At 72.4% G+C, this 16,442-nt stretch carries 13 protein-coding genes; 10 read left to right on the top strand and 3 right to left on the bottom strand.

Translation table 11 applies throughout. The features are described 5' to 3' along the window. Positions 1–58: 58 nt before the first annotated feature. From ACIRVK_RS37865 to ACIRVK_RS37835, 7 genes are all read left to right on the top strand, one after another. A complete protein-coding gene (locus ACIRVK_RS37865; protein WP_404255384.1) occupies positions 59–2,767 on the top strand; it encodes a DNA translocase FtsK in 2,709 nt (902 codons plus the stop codon). Positions 2,768–3,010: 243 nt separating this feature from the next. Beyond that, positions 3,011–3,853, top strand: coding sequence for a helix-turn-helix domain-containing protein (locus ACIRVK_RS37860; protein WP_404255382.1), 843 nt, complete (start codon positions 3,011–3,013; stop codon positions 3,851–3,853). A gap of 84 nt (positions 3,854–3,937) precedes the next feature. After that, complete coding sequence (gene rimO, locus ACIRVK_RS37855; protein WP_404255380.1) at positions 3,938–5,407, top strand: 30S ribosomal protein S12 methylthiotransferase RimO; 1,470 nt, start codon at positions 3,938–3,940, stop codon at positions 5,405–5,407. Next, a complete protein-coding gene (pgsA, locus tag ACIRVK_RS37850) occupies positions 5,404–6,120 on the top strand; it encodes a CDP-diacylglycerol--glycerol-3-phosphate 3-phosphatidyltransferase (RefSeq protein WP_404255378.1) in 717 nt (238 codons plus the stop codon). The genes rimO and pgsA overlap by 4 nt, the downstream gene beginning before the upstream one ends. Further along, complete coding sequence (locus ACIRVK_RS37845) at positions 6,117–6,662, top strand: CinA family protein (RefSeq protein ID WP_404255376.1); 546 nt, start codon at positions 6,117–6,119, stop codon at positions 6,660–6,662. Before pgsA ends, ACIRVK_RS37845 begins: the two co-directional genes overlap by 4 nt. 109 nt (positions 6,663–6,771) lie before the next feature. Beyond that, entirely contained in the window at positions 6,772–7,146 is a 375-nt protein-coding gene (locus ACIRVK_RS37840; RefSeq protein WP_127177649.1) for a helix-turn-helix domain-containing protein, read from the top strand. Positions 7,147–7,444: 298 nt separating this feature from the next. Further along, positions 7,445–7,723 (top strand): hypothetical protein, encoded by a 279-nt coding sequence (locus tag ACIRVK_RS37835; RefSeq protein ID WP_404255374.1) that lies wholly within the window; start codon positions 7,445–7,447, stop codon positions 7,721–7,723. On the opposite strand, the gene ACIRVK_RS37830 is transcribed toward ACIRVK_RS37835, so the two are convergent. The 3 genes from ACIRVK_RS37830 to ACIRVK_RS37820 are packed head-to-tail and all read right to left on the bottom strand — an operon-like array spanning position 7,674 to position 14,352. Next, positions 7,674–8,438, bottom strand: a complete 765-nt coding sequence (locus tag ACIRVK_RS37830) for an SDR family NAD(P)-dependent oxidoreductase (protein WP_404255372.1) — start codon at positions 8,436–8,438, stop codon at positions 7,674–7,676. The genes ACIRVK_RS37835 and ACIRVK_RS37830 overlap by 50 nt on opposite strands. A 32-nt stretch (positions 8,439–8,470) precedes the next feature. Continuing rightward, entirely contained in the window at positions 8,471–9,307 is an 837-nt protein-coding gene (locus ACIRVK_RS37825) for an Fpg/Nei family DNA glycosylase (RefSeq protein ID WP_404255370.1), read from the bottom strand. Between the two features lie 44 nt (positions 9,308–9,351). Then, positions 9,352–14,352, bottom strand: coding sequence for an ATP-dependent helicase (locus tag ACIRVK_RS37820; protein WP_404255368.1), 5,001 nt, complete (start codon positions 14,350–14,352; stop codon positions 9,352–9,354). Between the two features lie 177 nt (positions 14,353–14,529). On the opposite strand from ACIRVK_RS37820, the gene ACIRVK_RS37815 reads away from it, so the two are divergent. The 3 genes from ACIRVK_RS37815 to ACIRVK_RS37805 are packed head-to-tail and all read left to right on the top strand — an operon-like array spanning position 14,530 to position 16,441. Next, on the top strand, positions 14,530–15,489 hold the full coding sequence (locus ACIRVK_RS37815) for an AraC family ligand binding domain-containing protein (RefSeq protein WP_404255366.1): 960 nt from the start codon (positions 14,530–14,532) through the stop codon (positions 15,487–15,489). Beyond that, entirely contained in the window at positions 15,396–16,136 is a 741-nt protein-coding gene (locus ACIRVK_RS37810) for an AzlC family ABC transporter permease (protein ID WP_404255364.1), read from the top strand. Before ACIRVK_RS37815 ends, ACIRVK_RS37810 begins: the two co-directional genes overlap by 94 nt. Beyond that, positions 16,133–16,441, top strand: coding sequence for an AzlD domain-containing protein (locus ACIRVK_RS37805; RefSeq protein ID WP_404255362.1), 309 nt, complete (start codon positions 16,133–16,135; stop codon positions 16,439–16,441). Before ACIRVK_RS37810 ends, ACIRVK_RS37805 begins: the two co-directional genes overlap by 4 nt. Position 16,442: the final 1 nt, after the last annotated feature.

Here is a 16,442-nt window from a genome sequence, read left to right as displayed (position 1 = left end):
ACGGGTGAAGCACTGGGCACACGTGTCCGTCGTCGCCTCCACCGGTAACCTCACACCTATGGCCTCACGTCCCTCCGCTGCCAAGAAGCAGCCCGCGAAGAAGGCGGCGGCTCCGGCGAAGAAGGCCGCTGCGAAGAAAGCCCCGGCGAAGAGGGCGCCCGCCAGGAAGACCGCGGCCAAGAAGGCGGCGCCGCCGCCGAAGCCCGCGCCGAATCCGACCGGGGGCGTCTACAGGCTCGTACGGGCCCTGTGGCTCGGTGTCGCGCACGCCGTGGGCGCCGTCTTCCGCGGCATAGGGAACGGTGCGAAGAACCTCGACCCGGCGCATCGCAAGGACGGTGTGGCGCTGCTCCTGCTGGGCATCGCGCTGATCGTCGCCGCGGGCACCTGGGCCGATCTGCGCGGCCCGGTCGGCGACCTGGTCGAGATCCTGGTGACCGGTGCCTTCGGCCGCCTCGACCTGCTGGTGCCGATACTGCTCGCGGGCATCGCCGTGCGGCTCATCCGGCACCCCGAGAAGCCCGAGGCCAACGGCCGCATCGTGATCGGTCTGTCCGCGCTCGTCATCGGAGTGCTCGGCCAGGTCCACATCGCCTGCGGCTCGCCCGCCCGCAGCGCCGGCATGCAGGCCATAAGGGACGCCGGCGGCCTCATCGGCTGGGGTGCGGCGACCCCGCTGACGTACGCCATGGGTGACGTACTGGCCGTGCCGCTGCTGGTGCTGCTGACGATCTTCGGCCTGCTGGTCGTGACGGCGACCCCGGTCAACACCATTCCGCAGCGGTTGCGGCTGCTCGGTGTGCGACTCGGCATCGTCGACCCGCGGGAGGAGGACGAGTACACCGAGGACGACCAGCGCTACGACGACCAGTGGCGCGAGTCGCTGCCCGCGCGCACGCGTGGACGCGGTTCCGTCCCGGAGGCGTACGACCCGGACAGCGCGGAGCAGGAGGCCCTCTCCAAGCGCCGCGGCCGCCCCAGGCGCTCCGCGGTGCCCCAGCCCGACATGGGGCGCCCCATGGACGCCGTGGACGTCGCGGCGGCCGCCGCGGCCGCGCTCGACGGTGCCGTGCTGCACGGGATGCCGCCCTCGCCGGTCGTCGCCGACCTCACCCAGGGCGTGCGGGTGGGCGACCGCGAGGAGACGACGCCCACACCGACGCCCGCGCCGTCACCGGTGCCGGCCGCGCGGCCCAAGCAGGAGAAGCTGAAGGTGGAGGTCGCCGACCTCACCAAGCCCGCGCCCGAGGCGCCCAGCGACCTGCCCGCGCGCGCGGAGCAGCTCCAGCTGGCCGGCGACATCACCTATGCGCTGCCCTCGCTCGACCTGCTCACGCGCGGGGGGCCCGGAAAGGCGCGCAGCGCCGCCAACGACGCCGTGGTCGCCTCGCTCACCAACGTCTTCACCGAGTTCAAGGTCGACGCCGCCGTCACCGGCTTCACCCGCGGGCCGACGGTCACCCGCTACGAGGTCGAACTCGGCCCCGCCGTGAAGGTCGAGCGCATCACCGCGCTGACCAAGAACATCGCGTACGCCGTCGCCAGCCCGGACGTGCGGATCATCTCGCCGATCCCCGGCAAGTCCGCGGTCGGCATCGAGATCCCGAACACGGACCGCGAGATGGTCAACCTCGGTGACGTCCTGCGCCTCGCGGCCGCCGCCGAGGACGACCACCCGATGCTGGTCGCACTCGGCAAGGACGTCGAGGGCGGCTACGTGATGGCCAACCTCGCGAAGATGCCGCACGTCCTCGTCGCCGGAGCCACCGGTTCCGGCAAGTCGTCCTGCATCAACTGCCTCATCACGTCGATCATGGTCCGGGCGACTCCCGAGGACGTCCGCATGGTCCTCGTCGACCCCAAGCGCGTCGAACTGACCGCCTACGAGGGCATCCCGCACCTGATCACGCCGATCATCACCAACCCGAAGCGGGCCGCCGAGGCGCTCCAGTGGGTCGTCCGCGAGATGGACCTGCGCTACGACGACCTCGCCGCCTTCGGGTTCCGGCACATCGACGACTTCAACGAGGCCATCAGGAACGGCAAGGTGAAGCTGCCCGAGGGCAGCGAACGCGAGCTGAGCCCGTACCCGTACCTGCTGGTGATCGTGGACGAGCTCGCCGACCTGATGATGGTCGCCCCCCGGGACGTCGAGGACGCGATCGTGCGCATCACGCAGCTCGCGCGCGCGGCCGGCATCCACCTGGTGCTCGCCACCCAGCGGCCCTCGGTCGACGTCGTGACCGGCCTGATCAAGGCGAACGTGCCCTCACGGCTCGCCTTCGCGACCTCCTCGCTCGCCGACTCGCGGGTCATCCTCGACCAGCCCGGAGCCGAGAAGCTGATCGGCAAGGGCGACGGACTCTTCCTGCCGATGGGGGCCAGCAAGCCGACCCGTATGCAGGGCGCGTTCGTCACCGAGGCGGAGGTTTCGGCGATCGTCCAGCACTGCAAGGACCAGATGGCGCCCGTCTTCCGGGACGACGTCACCGTGGGGACCAAGCAGAAGAAGGAGATCGACGAGGAGATCGGCGACGACCTCGACCTGCTGTGCCAGGCGGCCGAACTGGTGGTCTCCACGCAGTTCGGGTCGACGTCCATGCTCCAGCGCAAGCTGCGCGTCGGCTTCGCCAAGGCCGGCCGGCTGATGGACCTCATGGAGTCGCGCGGGATCGTCGGGCCCAGCGAGGGCTCCAAGGCCCGTGACGTTCTTGTGAAGGCCGACGAACTGGACGGCGTGCTCGCGGTGATCCGCGGGGAGGCTTGAGGGAAGCCCCGAACGGGTGGGCCGTCGGTGTCGGATCGTGACTCACCCGTAAGAGATCATTGAGCAACCGTTTCCCTTCGGTATACGTCAATTGAGAGAAACGACAAGCGCGTACCCCGCCATCGGCGTGTCCGGCCATACCGATGGGCTAACAAGCTCGACCGCCCGGTTGCCCCACCCTTTCGCACCCCCCATAGACTGAACCTCCAGCACAGGTGGCTTAAACGCTCGAAAGGCGCCCCCGTGTCCATCGGCAACTCCCCTGAAGACGAGCGTCCGTTCGAAGACGATCGCGAGCAAGCCCGCCTCTCCGTCGGTCGCGCCCTCAAACAGGCGCGGATCGATGCCGGGCTGACCGTCGACGACATCAGCAACGCCACCCGGGTCCGCATCGCCATCGTGCACGCCATCGAGGCGGACGACTTCGCCCCCTGCGGCGGTGACGTCTACGCGCGCGGGCACATCCGGACCCTGGCCAAGGCCGTCCACCTCGATCCGGCCCCGCTGCTGGCCCAGTACGACGCCGAGCACGGCGGCCGTCCCGCCCCGACCCCCGCGGCGCCGCTCTTCGAGGCGGAACGCATCCGCCCCGAGCGGCGCGGGCCCAACTGGACCGCGGCGATGGTCGCCGCGATCGTCGTCGTGGTCGGCTTCGTCGGGTTCACCGCCTTCAAGGGCGGTGACGGCGGCAGCGGCGCGAAGACCCAGGTCGCCGAAGGGTCCACGCCCACCGTCAGCAAGTCCGCTTCGCCCACACCCAAGAACAACAAGCCCGCCACCCCGAAGTCCGACCCCTCCGACAGCGCCATCGCGGCCGCGCCGCAGGACAAGGTCACCGTCCAGGTCTCCGCCGCCAACGGACGCAGCTGGATCTCGGCCAAGGACCACAACGGCCGGCTCCTGTTCGACGGCCTGCTCAAGCAGGGCGACTCCAAGACCTTCCAGGACAGCGACAAGATCAACCTCGTCCTCGGCGACGCCGGGGCCATCCAGCTCTATGTCAACGGCAAGAAGATCGACGGCCAGTTCCAGCCGGGGGCCGTGGAGCGCCTGACGTACACCAAGGGCGACCCGCAGGTCGGCTAGGACCTGGCGCGCTCTCACGGGGCTGGCGAAGATCGCCAGCCCCGTCGACGTGGGCTGTCAGTGGGACGAAGTAGTCTTGAGCGCATGCCTGAACGCCGTACCGTCGCACTCGTCACCCTTGGCTGCGCCCGTAACGAGGTGGACTCGGAGGAGCTCGCAGGCCGCTTGGAGGCGGACGGCTGGGACCTCGTGGAGGACGCCGCGGAAGCGGACGTCGCGGTCGTCAACACCTGTGGCTTCGTCGAGGCCGCCAAGAAGGACTCCGTCGACGCCCTCCTGGAGGCCAACGACCTCAAGGGCCACGGGAGAACCCAGGCCGTCGTGGCGGTGGGCTGCATGGCCGAGCGGTACGGCAAGGAACTGGCCGAGGCCCTTCCCGAGGCCGACGGCGTGCTCGGGTTCGACGACTACGCGAACATCTCCGACCGCCTCCAGACCATCCTGAACGGCGGCATCCACGCCTCCCACACCCCGCGCGACCGGCGCAAGCTGCTGCCGATCAGCCCCGCCGAGCGACAGGGGTCGGCCGCCGAGGTCGCCCTGCCCGGGCACGGCCCCGCGGACCTCCCGGAGGGCCTCGCCCCCGCCTCCGGCCCCCGTGCGCCCCTGCGCCGCCGCCTGGACGGCTCCCCGGTCGCCTCGGTGAAGCTCGCCTCGGGCTGCGACAGGCGCTGCACCTTCTGCGCCATCCCGTCCTTCCGCGGCTCCTTCATCTCCCGCCGCCCCAGCGACGTACTGAACGAGACGCGCTGGCTGGCCGAGCAGGGTGTCAAGGAGATCATGCTGGTCTCCGAGAACAACACCTCGTACGGCAAGGACCTGGGCGACATCCGCCTGCTGGAGTCGCTCCTGCCGGAGCTGGCGGAGGTGGACGGCATCGAGCGCGTGCGCGTCAGCTACCTCCAGCCGGCCGAGATGCGCCCGGGGCTGATCGACGTGCTCACCTCCACCCCGAAGGTCGCGCCGTACTTCGACCTGTCCTTCCAGCACTCCGCGCCCGACGTGCTGCGCTCGATGCGCCGCTTCGGCGACACCGACCGCTTCCTGGAACTGCTCGACACCATCCGCAGCAAGGCCCCCCAGGCGGGCGTGCGCTCCAACTTCATCGTCGGCTTCCCCGGCGAGAGCGCGTCCGACCTGGCGGAGCTGGAACGCTTCCTGAACGGCGCGCGCCTGGACGCCATCGGTGTCTTCGGCTACTCCGACGAGGAGGGCACGGAAGCGGCGACGTACGAGAACAAGCTGGGCGAGGACGTCGTCGCCGAGCGGCTGGCACGGGTCTCCCGACTGGCCGAGGAACTCGTCTCGCAGCGTGCAGAGGAGCGCCTCGGGGAGACCGTGCAGGTGCTCGTGGAGGCCGTGGACGAGGAGGGCGTGTACGGCCGCGGCGCGCACCAGGCGCCCGAGACCGACGGCCAGGTGCTGCTCACGAGCGGCGAAGGACTCGCCGTCGGCCGTATCGTCGAGGCCAAGGTGGTCGGTACGGAGGGTGTCGACCTGGTGGCCGAGCCCCTGCAGGGCTCGCTCGGGTGTAGTGAGGAGGAGGGCAGATGACCGGAGTGCCGGCATCGGCGGCGAACGGCTCCTCCAAGGCGGGCTCCCCGAAGACCGACCGCGCCGAGGCGGCGGACGGCACGAGGCCCGCGCGGGGCGGGAAGATCGCGGCCGCGGCCGTCGACCAGGCCAGTGTCTGGAACGTCGCCAACCTGCTGACCATGCTCCGGCTGCTCCTCGTCCCCGGCTTCGTCGCCCTGATGCTGGCCGACGGCGGATACGACCCGGCCTGGCGCTCCGTCGCCTGGGCCGCCTTCGCCGTCGCCATGATCACCGATCTGTTCGACGGCCATCTCGCCCGCACCTACAACCTCGTCACCGACTTCGGGAAGATCGCCGACCCGATCGCCGACAAGGCGATCATGGGGGCGGCGCTGATCTGCCTCTCCTCGCTGGGCGACCTGCCGTGGTGGGTGACGATCGTCATCCTCGGCCGGGAACTGGGGATCACGCTCCTGCGTTTTCTTGTCATCCGGTACGGCGTCATCCCGGCCAGCCGCGGCGGCAAGCTGAAGACGCTCACGCAGGGCGTGGCGGTCGGGATGTACGTCCTGGCACTGACGGGCTGGCTGGCCACCCTGAGGTTCTGGGTGATGGCTGCGGCCGTCGTGCTGACCGTGGTGACCGGGCTCGACTATGTGAGACAGGCCATTGTGCTGCGCAGGCGGGGAATCGCCGAGCGCCTGGCCGCGGCGGAGGAGGCGGAAGCGTGAGTTCCCCGGCCGCCGACGTGGTGCGACTACTGACAGTGAGGGGTGAGACCGTCGCTGTCGCCGAGTCCCTCACCGGTGGTCTCGTCGCGGCGGACCTCACGACCGTCCCCGGGGCGTCCAGGGCCTTCCGCGGTTCCGTCACCGCCTATGCCACCGAGCTCAAGCACGAGCTGCTGGGGGTGGACGCCACCCTGCTGGCCACGCGCGGAGCCGTGGACGCGCAGGTCGCGGCCCAGATGGCGGCCGGCGTGCGCAAGGCGCTCGGCGCCGACTGGGGCATCGCCACGACCGGCGTGGCGGGCCCCGAACCCCAGGACGGCCAGCCCGTCGGGACGGTCTTCGTGGCCGTGGACGGGTCGCGGCGAGCGGATTCCGGTTCCGCCGGTGGCGGAAAAGTAGAGGCCCTGCGGTTGAACGGCGACCGCGCGGAAATTCGTAGAGAGAGTGTACGGAGCGTACTCGCACTGCTCCTCAGGGAGCTTGCGGGCGAACACAGTGGGAATGAGCGGGCACAGGATACGGAACAGAACGGGGGGTTTTGATGTTTGCAGCCCTGAGTGAACACGACATCGCTCCCCGCACGGCCGCGGCGCAAGGCGGTACGGTGGGGCGTGAAGGATGCGGCTACGCGGTCCGAGGAGGGAGCCACCGATGATTCTGCTCCGTCGCCTGCTGGGTGACGTGCTGCGTCGGCAGCGCCAACGCCAGGGCCGTACTCTGCGCGAAGTCTCCTCGTCCGCCCGAGTCTCGCTCGGCTATCTCTCCGAGGTGGAGCGGGGGCAGAAGGAGGCTTCCTCCGAACTGCTCGCCGCCATCTGCGACGCGCTGGACGTACGGATGTCCGAGCTCATGCGGGAAGTGAGCGACGAGCTCGCCCTCGCCGAGCTGGCCCAGTCTGCTGCGGCCACCGAGCCCGTCCCGGCACCGGTCCGTCCGATGCTGGGCTCCGTGTCGGTGACCGGCGTGCCACCGGAACGGGTGACCATCAAGGCGCCCGCGGAGGCAGTGGACGTGGTTGCCGCGTGAGGTTCGCGCGCGTGTAGACCGACGAGGCGTTCACCGGCATCGAAAGAGTGTGCGGGGCCCCGGCCGGGGCTTCCCCAGGGAGATCTGGGGAGGTTCGGTCGGGGTCTTCGTGCTGTTCGGGGGTGGTGACGGCGGTGCCGGTCCGTTTGCCGGGGTGGCCCTGGGCGGCCAAGGTGGAGGCCTGCGGAGTGTTGTCGCACTCACGGCACGCTTCTGCCGGGCGGTGCGCCCCTGTGCCGTCGATGCGCCCTCCCCGCGCGTGACGGCGGCGGACTAGCTTCGGGGCTGGAGGTGGTCCATGGCACGGCCGGCGGCGCGCTGGGGGGCGCTTCTGGGGCTCGGGGCGCTGTGGTGGTGGGCCGTGCTGCGGCTGGCCTTCGTGCCCGGGGCCGGGGTGCTGGAGGGGGCCGTGGCGGCAGGCGGGTGGGGGCTCAGCCTGCTGCCGGTGCACTGTGTGCCGAAGGCCCGGGCGGCGGGGGCCGTGGCGGCGGGGCGGTGGCGGGCGGCCTGGCGGGCGACGGCCCGCGCTACCAGGGCATCGCCACTCCGCCGTTCGGGCGCAGGATCTGGCCGGTGACGAAGGACGAGGCGTCACAGGCCAGGTACAGGACCATGTGGGCGACGTCCTCCGGCTCGCCCACCCGGCCCAGCGGCGACAGCCGGGCCATCATCGCCTCGGTCTGCGCCTGCGCCCCGGCCTCGTGGCGGTCGGTCATGGGTGTACGGGTCCAGCCCGGGGCGACGGCGTTGACGCGGATGCCGTGCCGGCCGACCTCGCTCGCCAGCGTCCTGGTCAGCTGGACGACGGCCGCCTTGGCGACCCCGTAGCAGAGCAGGCCGGGACGGCCGGTGTCGACGGCGCCGGAGGCCATGGTGACGATGCTGCCGCGCACGTCCTGGGCGAGCATCGCGCGGGCCGCCTCCTGGCAGGAGTACAGGACTCCCTTGAAGTTGACGTCCAGCACCCGGTCCAGGTCCTCGTCCCTTGTCTCCAGGACCGGGCTGCTGTGCATGATCCCCGCGATGGCGGCCATCACGTCCAGCCGCTCGCAGGACGCGATCGCGTGCTGGAGCTGCGCGCGGTCGGTGACGTCGAGAGGGTGCGTACGGGCCGTGCCGCCCGCGCTCTTGATGAGGGTGGCCGTCTCGTGCAGGCCCTGTGCGTCGCGGTCGGCGCAGTGGACGGTGGCGCCGGCTTCGGCGAGCAGCACGGCCGAGGCGCGGCCGATACCGCCGGCGGCCCCGGTGACGAATGCGGTGCGTCCGGTGAGGTCGTACGCCTTGACGGGCATGGAAGGACCGTACGAAAGTTTCTGACGGATCGTCAATTAGTCGTGCGGCGTGGAGTTCCGTGGGCCGGGCCGGCGCTCGGGGCCGGACCTGCCTGGCAGCCTGGGCACCAGTAGGTGGGGCGTTCACGGGAGCCGTCGCCCTGGTCGGCCACGCGGATCGAGGTGCGGCAGCGCGGACAGGGGCGTGGTGCGCGGCCGTAGACGAACAGGTCCTGGCCGCGGCGGCCCGTGGTGTTGCGGACCGGGCGGTCGCGGTTGGCCTCCAGGAGCTTCTTGGCGAGCGCCGGAAGCTTCTCGGCGCGCTCGGCCGGGAGGGCGCCGACGGGCAGCCATGGGGTGACGCCGAGCAGGAAGCAGAGCTCGCTCTTGTAGACGTTGCCGATGCCGGCGAGATTGCGCTGGTCGAGCAGGGCCTCGCCGAGCGGGCGGGCCGGGTCGCCGAGGAGGTTGGCGAGCGCCTGTTCTGGGTGCCAGTCGGGGCCGAGTAGGTCGGGGCCGAGGTGGCCGACGACGCGCTGCTCGTCGGCGGTGCGCAGGAGGCCCAGGACGGGGAGGCGGTAGCCGACGGCCGTGCGGTCCGCGTTGCCGAGGATCACGCGGATCTGGTGGGACGGGCCGCCGCTCCAGCGTTGGCCGTGGGCGAACACCTTCCAGGAGCCGTCCATCCTCAGGTGCGAGTGGAGGGTCAGGCCGCCCTCGATACGGGTCAGAAGGTGCTTGCCGCGCGGGGTGACGTCCAGGACGGTACGGCCCGTGAGGTCAGCCGTGGCGTACTGGGGCACCCGCAGGTCGCTGCGGGTCAGCACCTTGCCCGCGAGGGCGCCGTGCAGGCGCCTCGCGGTCTGCCAGACCGTGTCTCCCTCAGGCATGCGTCAAGGGTGGCACGACGCGACGAGCCGGCGTGGTGCGGTGTTCATGCCCGCAGGCGCAGGCCACGGGGCGTCGCGATGAATCCCGCTCCTTCCAGGAGGGTGCCGATGGGGGAGGTGAGGGCCGGGGTGCCGTTGACGCGTTCCACCGTGACCGTGCCGAGGGAGCCGGCGCGGGCGGCCGCGGCGAGGCCCTCGGCGGCCGCTTGGAGGCGAGGGTCGTCGTCGGCTGCGGTGTCGGGGGCAGTGGGCCAGGCCAGCAGGGTCTTGCCGCCGCGCTCCATGTAGAGCGTCAGCTCCCCGTCCACCAGGACCACCAGGGAACCCGCCTTGCGGCCCGGCTTGTGGCCCGCGCCGGTCGGAGGTTCCGGCCAGGGGAGCGCGGCCCCGTAGGCGTTGGCCGGGTCGGCGGCGGCCAGGACCACGGCTGTGGAGTCGGGACTGGTACGGCGGCGGTTGGGCGCGCCCGATCCGTAGGTGTCGTAGGCACCGTAGGAGGAGCTGGAGCCGCCGCGAGGGCCGCCCGCGCCCGAGGAGGCGAAGTCGCGGGGTGAGATGTATTCGTCGCGTGACGGGGTGCGCGGGAGGCCGAAGTCGTCGCCGAAGGCGGCGTCGGACGGGTCGAAGGCGGCGGTCCAGTCGTGGCCGTCGGGGAAGTCGAAGCCGTCGGACGTGTGGCCCAGGGGGGTGTCGTCGCCCGAGGCGCGGTCGCCGGGTGCGGTGAAGGCGTGGGGTGAGCCGAACGGGCTGGGCGGGAAGCCTTCCGGGGTGCCGTCGGCCGGTGGCCGTGGCAGGGCCTCGCCGCGGTCGCGGGCGTTGGACACCGCGCGGAGGCGGTCCACCGCGCCGTCCATGGCGAACTGGGCAGCGCCGAGCCCCTCCACCACATAGCCGCGCCGGGCCTGACCGCTCTCCTCGAAGACGGACAGGACGCGGTACGTCGCCGAGAAGCCGCCCTCCACGCCCTCCGCGGCGACGGCGCCCCGGGTGACCACGCCGTGCCGGTCGAGGAGGGCACGGGCGACGGCATGTGCGCGGAGCGTCGGGTCGGCCTCGGCGGGTGGGAGCAGGGACCAGCGGCCGGCGACGGTGGGCGGGCCGCTGCGGGAGGCGGGACGGGCGGCGGCGGTCAGGGAGCCGTAGCGGCCGCGCGGGACGGCGCGCTTGGCGCGGTGCGCTGTGGAGCCCGCCGTGCGGCCCGAGCCCAGCAGGGAGCGCATGGGCGTGAGGGTGTCGTTGGTCAGACGGCCGGACCAGGCCAGGTCCCAGACCGCGTCGGCCAGTTGGGGGTCGGTGACGTCGGGGTGGGTGGTGGCGCGGAGCTGGTCGGCGATCTGGCGGAAGAACAGGCCGTACCCCCCGGAGAGTGCGTCCAGGACGGACTGGTGCAGTGCTGTCAGCTCCAGGGGGTGCGGCGGGGGCAGCAGCAGCGGCGCCGCGTCCGCCAGGTAGAGGGAGACCCAGCCGTCCTTGCCGGGGAGAGCGCCCGCGCCCGCCCAGACGAGCTCTCCGGCGGCGGTGAGTTCGTCGAGCATCGCCGGCGTGTAGCCCACGACGCGGGACGGCAGGACCAGCTTCTCCAGGGCCGACGCGGGTACGGACGCCCCCTGCAACTGCTCGACGGCACGCACCAGTCCGTCGATGCCCCGCAGCGCGTGCCCCTTGCCGATGTGCTGCCACTGCGGCAGGAACTGCGCGAGCGCGGCCGGCGCGACCGGCTCCAGCTCGTGCCGCAGCGCGGCCAGCGAACGGCGGCGCAGGCGGCGCAGCACGGCCGTGTCGCACCACTCCTGGCCGATGCCCGCCGGATGGAACTCCCCTTGGACGACGCGGCCGTTCGCGGCGAGACGCTGCAGCGCGCCCTCCGTGACCGCCACACCCAGGCCGAAGCGGGCCGCCGCCGTGGCCGAGGTGAATGGGCCGTGGGTGCGGGCGTGGCGGGCCAGGAGGTCGCCGAGCGGGTCCTTGACCGGCTCCATGAAGGCTTCCGGGACGCCGACCGGCAGAGCGGTGCCGAGGGCGTCACGCAGCCGTCCCGCGTCCTCGATCGCCGCCCAGTGCTCGGCACCGGCGATCCGGACCCGGATCACCCGGCGGGCGCCGGCCAGTTGGGGTGTCCACTGCGGCTCGGCGCCCCGCTCGGCCAGCTCGGCGTCCGTGAGCGGGCCGAGCAGCCGCAGGACGTCCGCCACACCCTCGGCGTCTTTGACGCGCCGGTCCTCGCTGAGCCACTGCAGCTCCCGCTCCAGCTCCGTGAGCACCTCGGCGTCGAGCAGCTCGCGCAGTTCCGCCTGGCCCAGCAGCTCGGCCAGCAGCCGGGAGTCCAGCGACAGCGCGGCGGCGCGGCGCTCGGCGAGCGGTGAGTCCCCCTCGTACAGGAACTGGGCGACGTACCCGAAGAGCAGGGAGCGGGCGAAGGGGGAGGGCTCCGGGGTGGTGATCTCGACGAGGCGCACCTTGCGGGACTCCAGGTCGCCCATCAGCTCGACGAGCCCGGGCACGTCGAAGACGTCCTGGAGGCACTCGCGGACGGCCTCCAGCACGATCGGGAACGAACCGAACTCGCTGGCCACCTCGAGCAGTTGGGCGGCACGCTGACGCTGCTGCCACAGAGGGGTGCGCTTGCCGGGGTTGCGCTTGGGCAGAAGCAGCGCGCGGGCGGCGCACTCGCGGAAACGGGACGCGAACAGTGCCGAGCCGCCGACCTGGTCGGTGACGATCTGGTCGACCTCGCCCTTGTCGAACACGACGTCCGCCGCACCGACGGGCGCCTGCTCGGCGTCGTACTCCGTGCCCGCCTTCATCGGCTCCCGGTCGAGCAGGTCAAGGCCCATCAGGTCGGCGTCGGGCAGGCGCAGCACGATGCCGTCGTCGGCGTGCATCACCTGCGCGTCCATGCCGTAGCGCTCGGAGAGCTTGGCACCGAGGGCGAGGGCCCACGGGGCGTGCACCTGGGCACCGAAGGGGGAGTGGACGACGACCCGCCAGTCGCCCAGCTCGTCACGGAAGCGCTCCACGACGATCGTGCGGTCGTCCGGGACATGGCCGCAGGCCTCGCGCTGCTCGTCCAGGTACGACAGGACGTTGTCGGCGGCCCAGGCGTCGAGGCCGGCGGCCAAAAGGCGGAGTCGGGCGTCCTCCTTGGAAAGCGAGCCGACCTCGCGCAGGAACCGGCCCACCGCGCGCCCCAGTTCGAGCGGACGGCCGAGCTGGTCGCCCTTCCAGAAGGGCAGCCGTCCCGGAACGCCCGGCGCGGGGGAGACCAGTACGCGGTCGCGCGTGATGTCCTCGATACGCCAGGAGCTGGTGCCGAGCGTGAAGACGTCTCCCACCCGGGACTCGTAGACCATCTCCTCGTCCAGCTCGCCGACCCGGCCGCCGCCCTTCTTCGGGTCGGAGCCCGCGAGGAAGACGCCGAAGAGCCCGCGGTCCGGGATGGTGCCCCCGGAGGTGACGGCGAGGCGCTGGGCGCCGGGGCGGCCGGTGACCGTCCCGGTGACCCGGTCCCACACCACACGCGGGCGCAGCTCGGCGAACGCGTCGGACGGATAGCGGCCGGCGAGCATGTCGAGGACCGCGGTGAAGGCCGACTCGGGGAGGGAGGCGAAGGGAGCGGCGCGGCGGACCGTGGCCAGGAGGTCGTCCACCTGCCAGGTGTCCAGAGCCGTCATGGCCACCAGCTGCTGGGCCAGGACGTCCAGAGGGTTGGCGGGCACCTTCAGGGACTCGATGGAGCCGGTGCGCATCCGCTCGGTGACCACCGCGGCCTGGACGAGGTCGCCGCGGTACTTCGGGAAGACCACGCCGGTGGAGACCGCGCCGACCTGGTGGCCCGCGCGGCCCACCCGCTGCAGACCCGAGGCGACGGACGGGGGTGACTCCACCTGGACGACCAGGTCGACCGCGCCCATGTCGATGCCGAGTTCGAGACTCGAGGTGGCGACCACTGCGGGGAGGCGGCCCGCTTTCAGGTCCTCCTCGACGACGGCCCGCTGCTCCTTGGAGACCGAGCCGTGGTGGGCACGCGCGATGACGGGCGGGGCGCCCTGAGCCGCTCCCGAGCCGCCCATGAGCTCGGCCGGGGCGTGGTGCTCCCCCAGTGGTTCGCCGGTGGCCCGCTCGTAGGCGATCTCGTTGAGCCTGTTGCACAGACGCTCGGCGAGGCGGCGGGAGTTGGCGAACACGATCGTGGAGCGGTGGGCCTGGACGAGGTCGGTGATCCGCTCCTCGACGTGCGGCCAGATCGACGGGCGCTCGGTGCCCTCGGACCCGTCGGCGACCGGGGAGCCGCCCAGCTCGCCCAGGTCCTCGACCGGGACGACCACCGAGAGGTCGAACTCCTTGCCCGACTTCGGCTGGACGATCTCCGCCTTGCGGCGCGGCGACAGGTACCGGGCGACCTCGTCGACCGGGCGGACGGTCGCGGAGAGGCCGATGCGCCGGGCCGGCTTCGGCAGGAGCTCGTCGAGGCGCTCGAGGGACAGCGCGAGGTGAGCTCCGCGCTTGGTGCCGGCCACCGCGTGCACCTCGTCCAGGATCACCGTCTCGATGCCGGTCAGCGCGTCGCGCGTGGCCGACGTCAGCATCAGGAACAGGGACTCCGGGGTGGTGATCAGGATGTCCGGCGGGCGGGTCGACAGCGCTCGGCGCTCGGCGGCCGGTGTGTCGCCGGAGCGGATGCCCACCTTGACCTCGGGCTCGGGCAGGCCCAGCCGGACCGACTCCTGGCGGATGCCGGTCAGGGGGCTGCGGAGGTTGCGCTCCACGTCGACCGCGAGGGCCTTGAGCGGGGAGACGTACAGGACCCGGCAGCGCTTCCTCGGGTCGGCCGGCGGGGGCGTGGAGGCCAGCTGGTCCAGGGCGGCGAGGAAGGCGGCCAGCGTCTTGCCGGAACCGGTGGGGGCGACCACCAGCACGTCCGAGCCCTCCCTGATGGCGTTCCAAGCGCCCGCCTGGGCCGCGGTGGGCGCGGAGAAGGCCCCCGTGAACCAGGAGCGGGTCGCGGAGGAGAAGCCGTCCAGTGCTCGGTGTGCGGAGCTGACCATGCGTCCATCCTGCACCCAGCCACTGACAATGGCTCTGACCTGCGGATCTCCGGACCCGGACCGGCTGGCGGCGCATGGGGAGCGTGGTGCGTCGGGGTCGCGCTCCGCTCGCGTGGGCCGGCGGCCGCGGGGGTAATGGGTTCGCGAAGGCTCGCCCGACGAGCGGAGGATGGGGGTGTGACGGGTTCGGGCAGGGAAGTGGCGCGGCACTGGCAGTACGCGGAACTGCCGGGGGTCGATCTGCTCCGGGCCCGGTACATCCGCAAGACGTTCGTGCGGCACACGCATGAGCACTTCGTGATCGCGGCCATCGCGGACGGGGTCGAGGTCTTCGATCACCGCGGGGCCGATCAGTACGCCGGTGCCGGGGCGCTCGCGCTGGTGAATCCGGACACGCCGCACACGGGGCGGGCCGGGGTGCCGGAGGGGTGGCGCTACGGAGCTGTCTACCCGTCCCCGGAGGTGGTGGCGGAGATCGCTGCCGAGACCACGTCGATCCACGGGACACCCGGGTTCCTCAGTCCCGTCCTCGACGATCCGTACACCGTCGGGCTCGTGCACCAGGTGCTGCGGGCCGCCGACGAGCGCAACGCGCTGGCCGCCGACACCCTGTTGCGGGTCGCCGTGACCAGGCTGCTGCGGCTCAACGGCGGCCCGCTGCCGCAGCGGACGGTGCGGACCGCGGGTGCCGGGGTCGCCGCACGCGCGCGTGCGGTGCTCGAGGAGCGGATGGCCGACCCCCCGACGCTGCAGATGCTCGCGGGTGATCTCGGGACCGGTCCCTTCGCGCTGCTGCGGGCGTTCCGGGACGCCTACGGGATGCCTCCCCACGCCTGGCTGACGGACGCCCGGGTGCGGCGGGCGCGACGGCTGCTGGACGCCGGTACGACGCCCTCGGAGGCGGCCGTAGCCGTGGGATTCAGTGATCAGCCGCATCTCAACCGGCACTTCGCACGGATCGTCGGCGTACCGCCGGGGGCCTACCAGCGGGAGCGCAAGAACGTACAAGACCAGCAGCGCCGGCTGCTCGTACCGTCAAAGGCGTGGCAGAACAGACAGCTCTCGCAGACAGGCAGGGCGGAGGCCGGCCGGACGCCGCCGTCGTCCGGGACGCCCTCGGAGTCGGTGTCGCCGTAGGACTGTCCGGCTTCGCCTTCGGGGTGACCGCGGCAGGCAGCGGCGTCACCCTGCTGCAGACCTGCGTGCTCAGCCTCCTGGTGTTCACCGGGGCGTCCCAGTTCGCGCTGGTGGGCGCGCTCGCGGCCGGCGGCAACCCGCTCACGGCGGCGGCCGGGGCGTTCTTCCTGGGTGTCCGTAACGCGTTCTACGGGCTGCGCCTTTCTCAGTTGCTGGCCCTCCCGCGCGCGGTGCGGCCATTCGCCGCCCAGTGGGTGATCGACGAGACGACCGCGGTGGCCCTCGCGCAGCCCACGCGGCGCAGCGCCCGGATCGGGTTCGGCGTCACCGGCCTGAGCCTCTACATTCTGTGGAACCTCACCACCCTGCTCGGTGCCCTGGGCGCCAAGGCCATCGGCGACACCGACGCATGGGGCCTCGACGCCGCCGGGCCCGCCGTGTTCCTGGCGCTCCTCGCGCCGATGCTGAAGACCACGACGGAGCGTGCCGTCGCCGCTCTCGCCGTCGTGCTGGGACTGGGTCTGCTGCCGGTCCTGCCGGCCGGTGCGCCCGTCCTGGTGGCCGCGCTGGCCGCTCCCGCCGTCCTGTGCCTGGAGGGACGACGCCGGGGCAGGTCACGCGACGACGCACAGGGGGCGGACCGGTGAACACCTGGATCGCGATCGGCGTGACGGCACTCGCCTGTTACGCCGTCAAGCTCGCCGGACTGCTCGTGCCCGCGGGAACCCTGGAGAGGCCGCTGGTGCGGCGGCTGGCCGCGCTGCTGCCGGTGGCACTCCTGGCCGCGCTCACCGCACAGCAGACGTTCGCCGACGGGCACCGCCTGGTGCTCGACGCGCGGCTGGCGGGGATCGCCGCGGCCGCCGCCGCGCTGGTGCTGCGCGCGCCTTTCCTGCTCGTCGTGGCGGCGGCCGTGGTGGTCACCGCCGGTGTGCGCGCCATGGGCGGGTGAC

This window comes from Streptomyces sp. NPDC101152 (assembly GCF_044768275.1).
Lineage (GTDB): Bacteria > Actinomycetota > Actinomycetes > Streptomycetales > Streptomycetaceae > Streptomyces.
Note: the sequence above shows the minus strand (reverse complement) of the source record. Positions and strands in the feature narration are given on the sequence as shown.

What these genes read in the sequence shown, in the direction of transcription:
- ACIRVK_RS37865 (WP_404255384.1), top strand. Translation starts at nt 59, where the DNA reads ATGGCCTCACGTCCCTCCGCTGCCAAGAAGCAGCCCGCGAAGAAGGCG.
- rimO (WP_404255380.1), top strand. Translation starts at nt 3,938, where the DNA reads ATGCCTGAACGCCGTACCGTCGCACTCGTCACCCTTGGCTGCGCCCGT.
- pgsA (WP_404255378.1), top strand. Translation starts at nt 5,404, where the DNA reads ATGACCGGAGTGCCGGCATCGGCGGCGAACGGCTCCTCCAAGGCGGGC.
- ACIRVK_RS37840 (WP_127177649.1), top strand. Translation starts at nt 6,772, where the DNA reads ATGATTCTGCTCCGTCGCCTGCTGGGTGACGTGCTGCGTCGGCAGCGC.
- ACIRVK_RS37835 (WP_404255374.1), top strand. Translation starts at nt 7,445, where the DNA reads ATGGCACGGCCGGCGGCGCGCTGGGGGGCGCTTCTGGGGCTCGGGGCG.
- ACIRVK_RS37830 (WP_404255372.1), bottom strand. Translation starts at nt 8,438, where the DNA reads ATGCCCGTCAAGGCGTACGACCTCACCGGACGCACCGCATTCGTCACC.
- ACIRVK_RS37825 (WP_404255370.1), bottom strand. Translation starts at nt 9,307, where the DNA reads ATGCCTGAGGGAGACACGGTCTGGCAGACCGCGAGGCGCCTGCACGGC.
- ACIRVK_RS37820 (WP_404255368.1), bottom strand. Translation starts at nt 14,352, where the DNA reads ATGGTCAGCTCCGCACACCGAGCACTGGACGGCTTCTCCTCCGCGACC.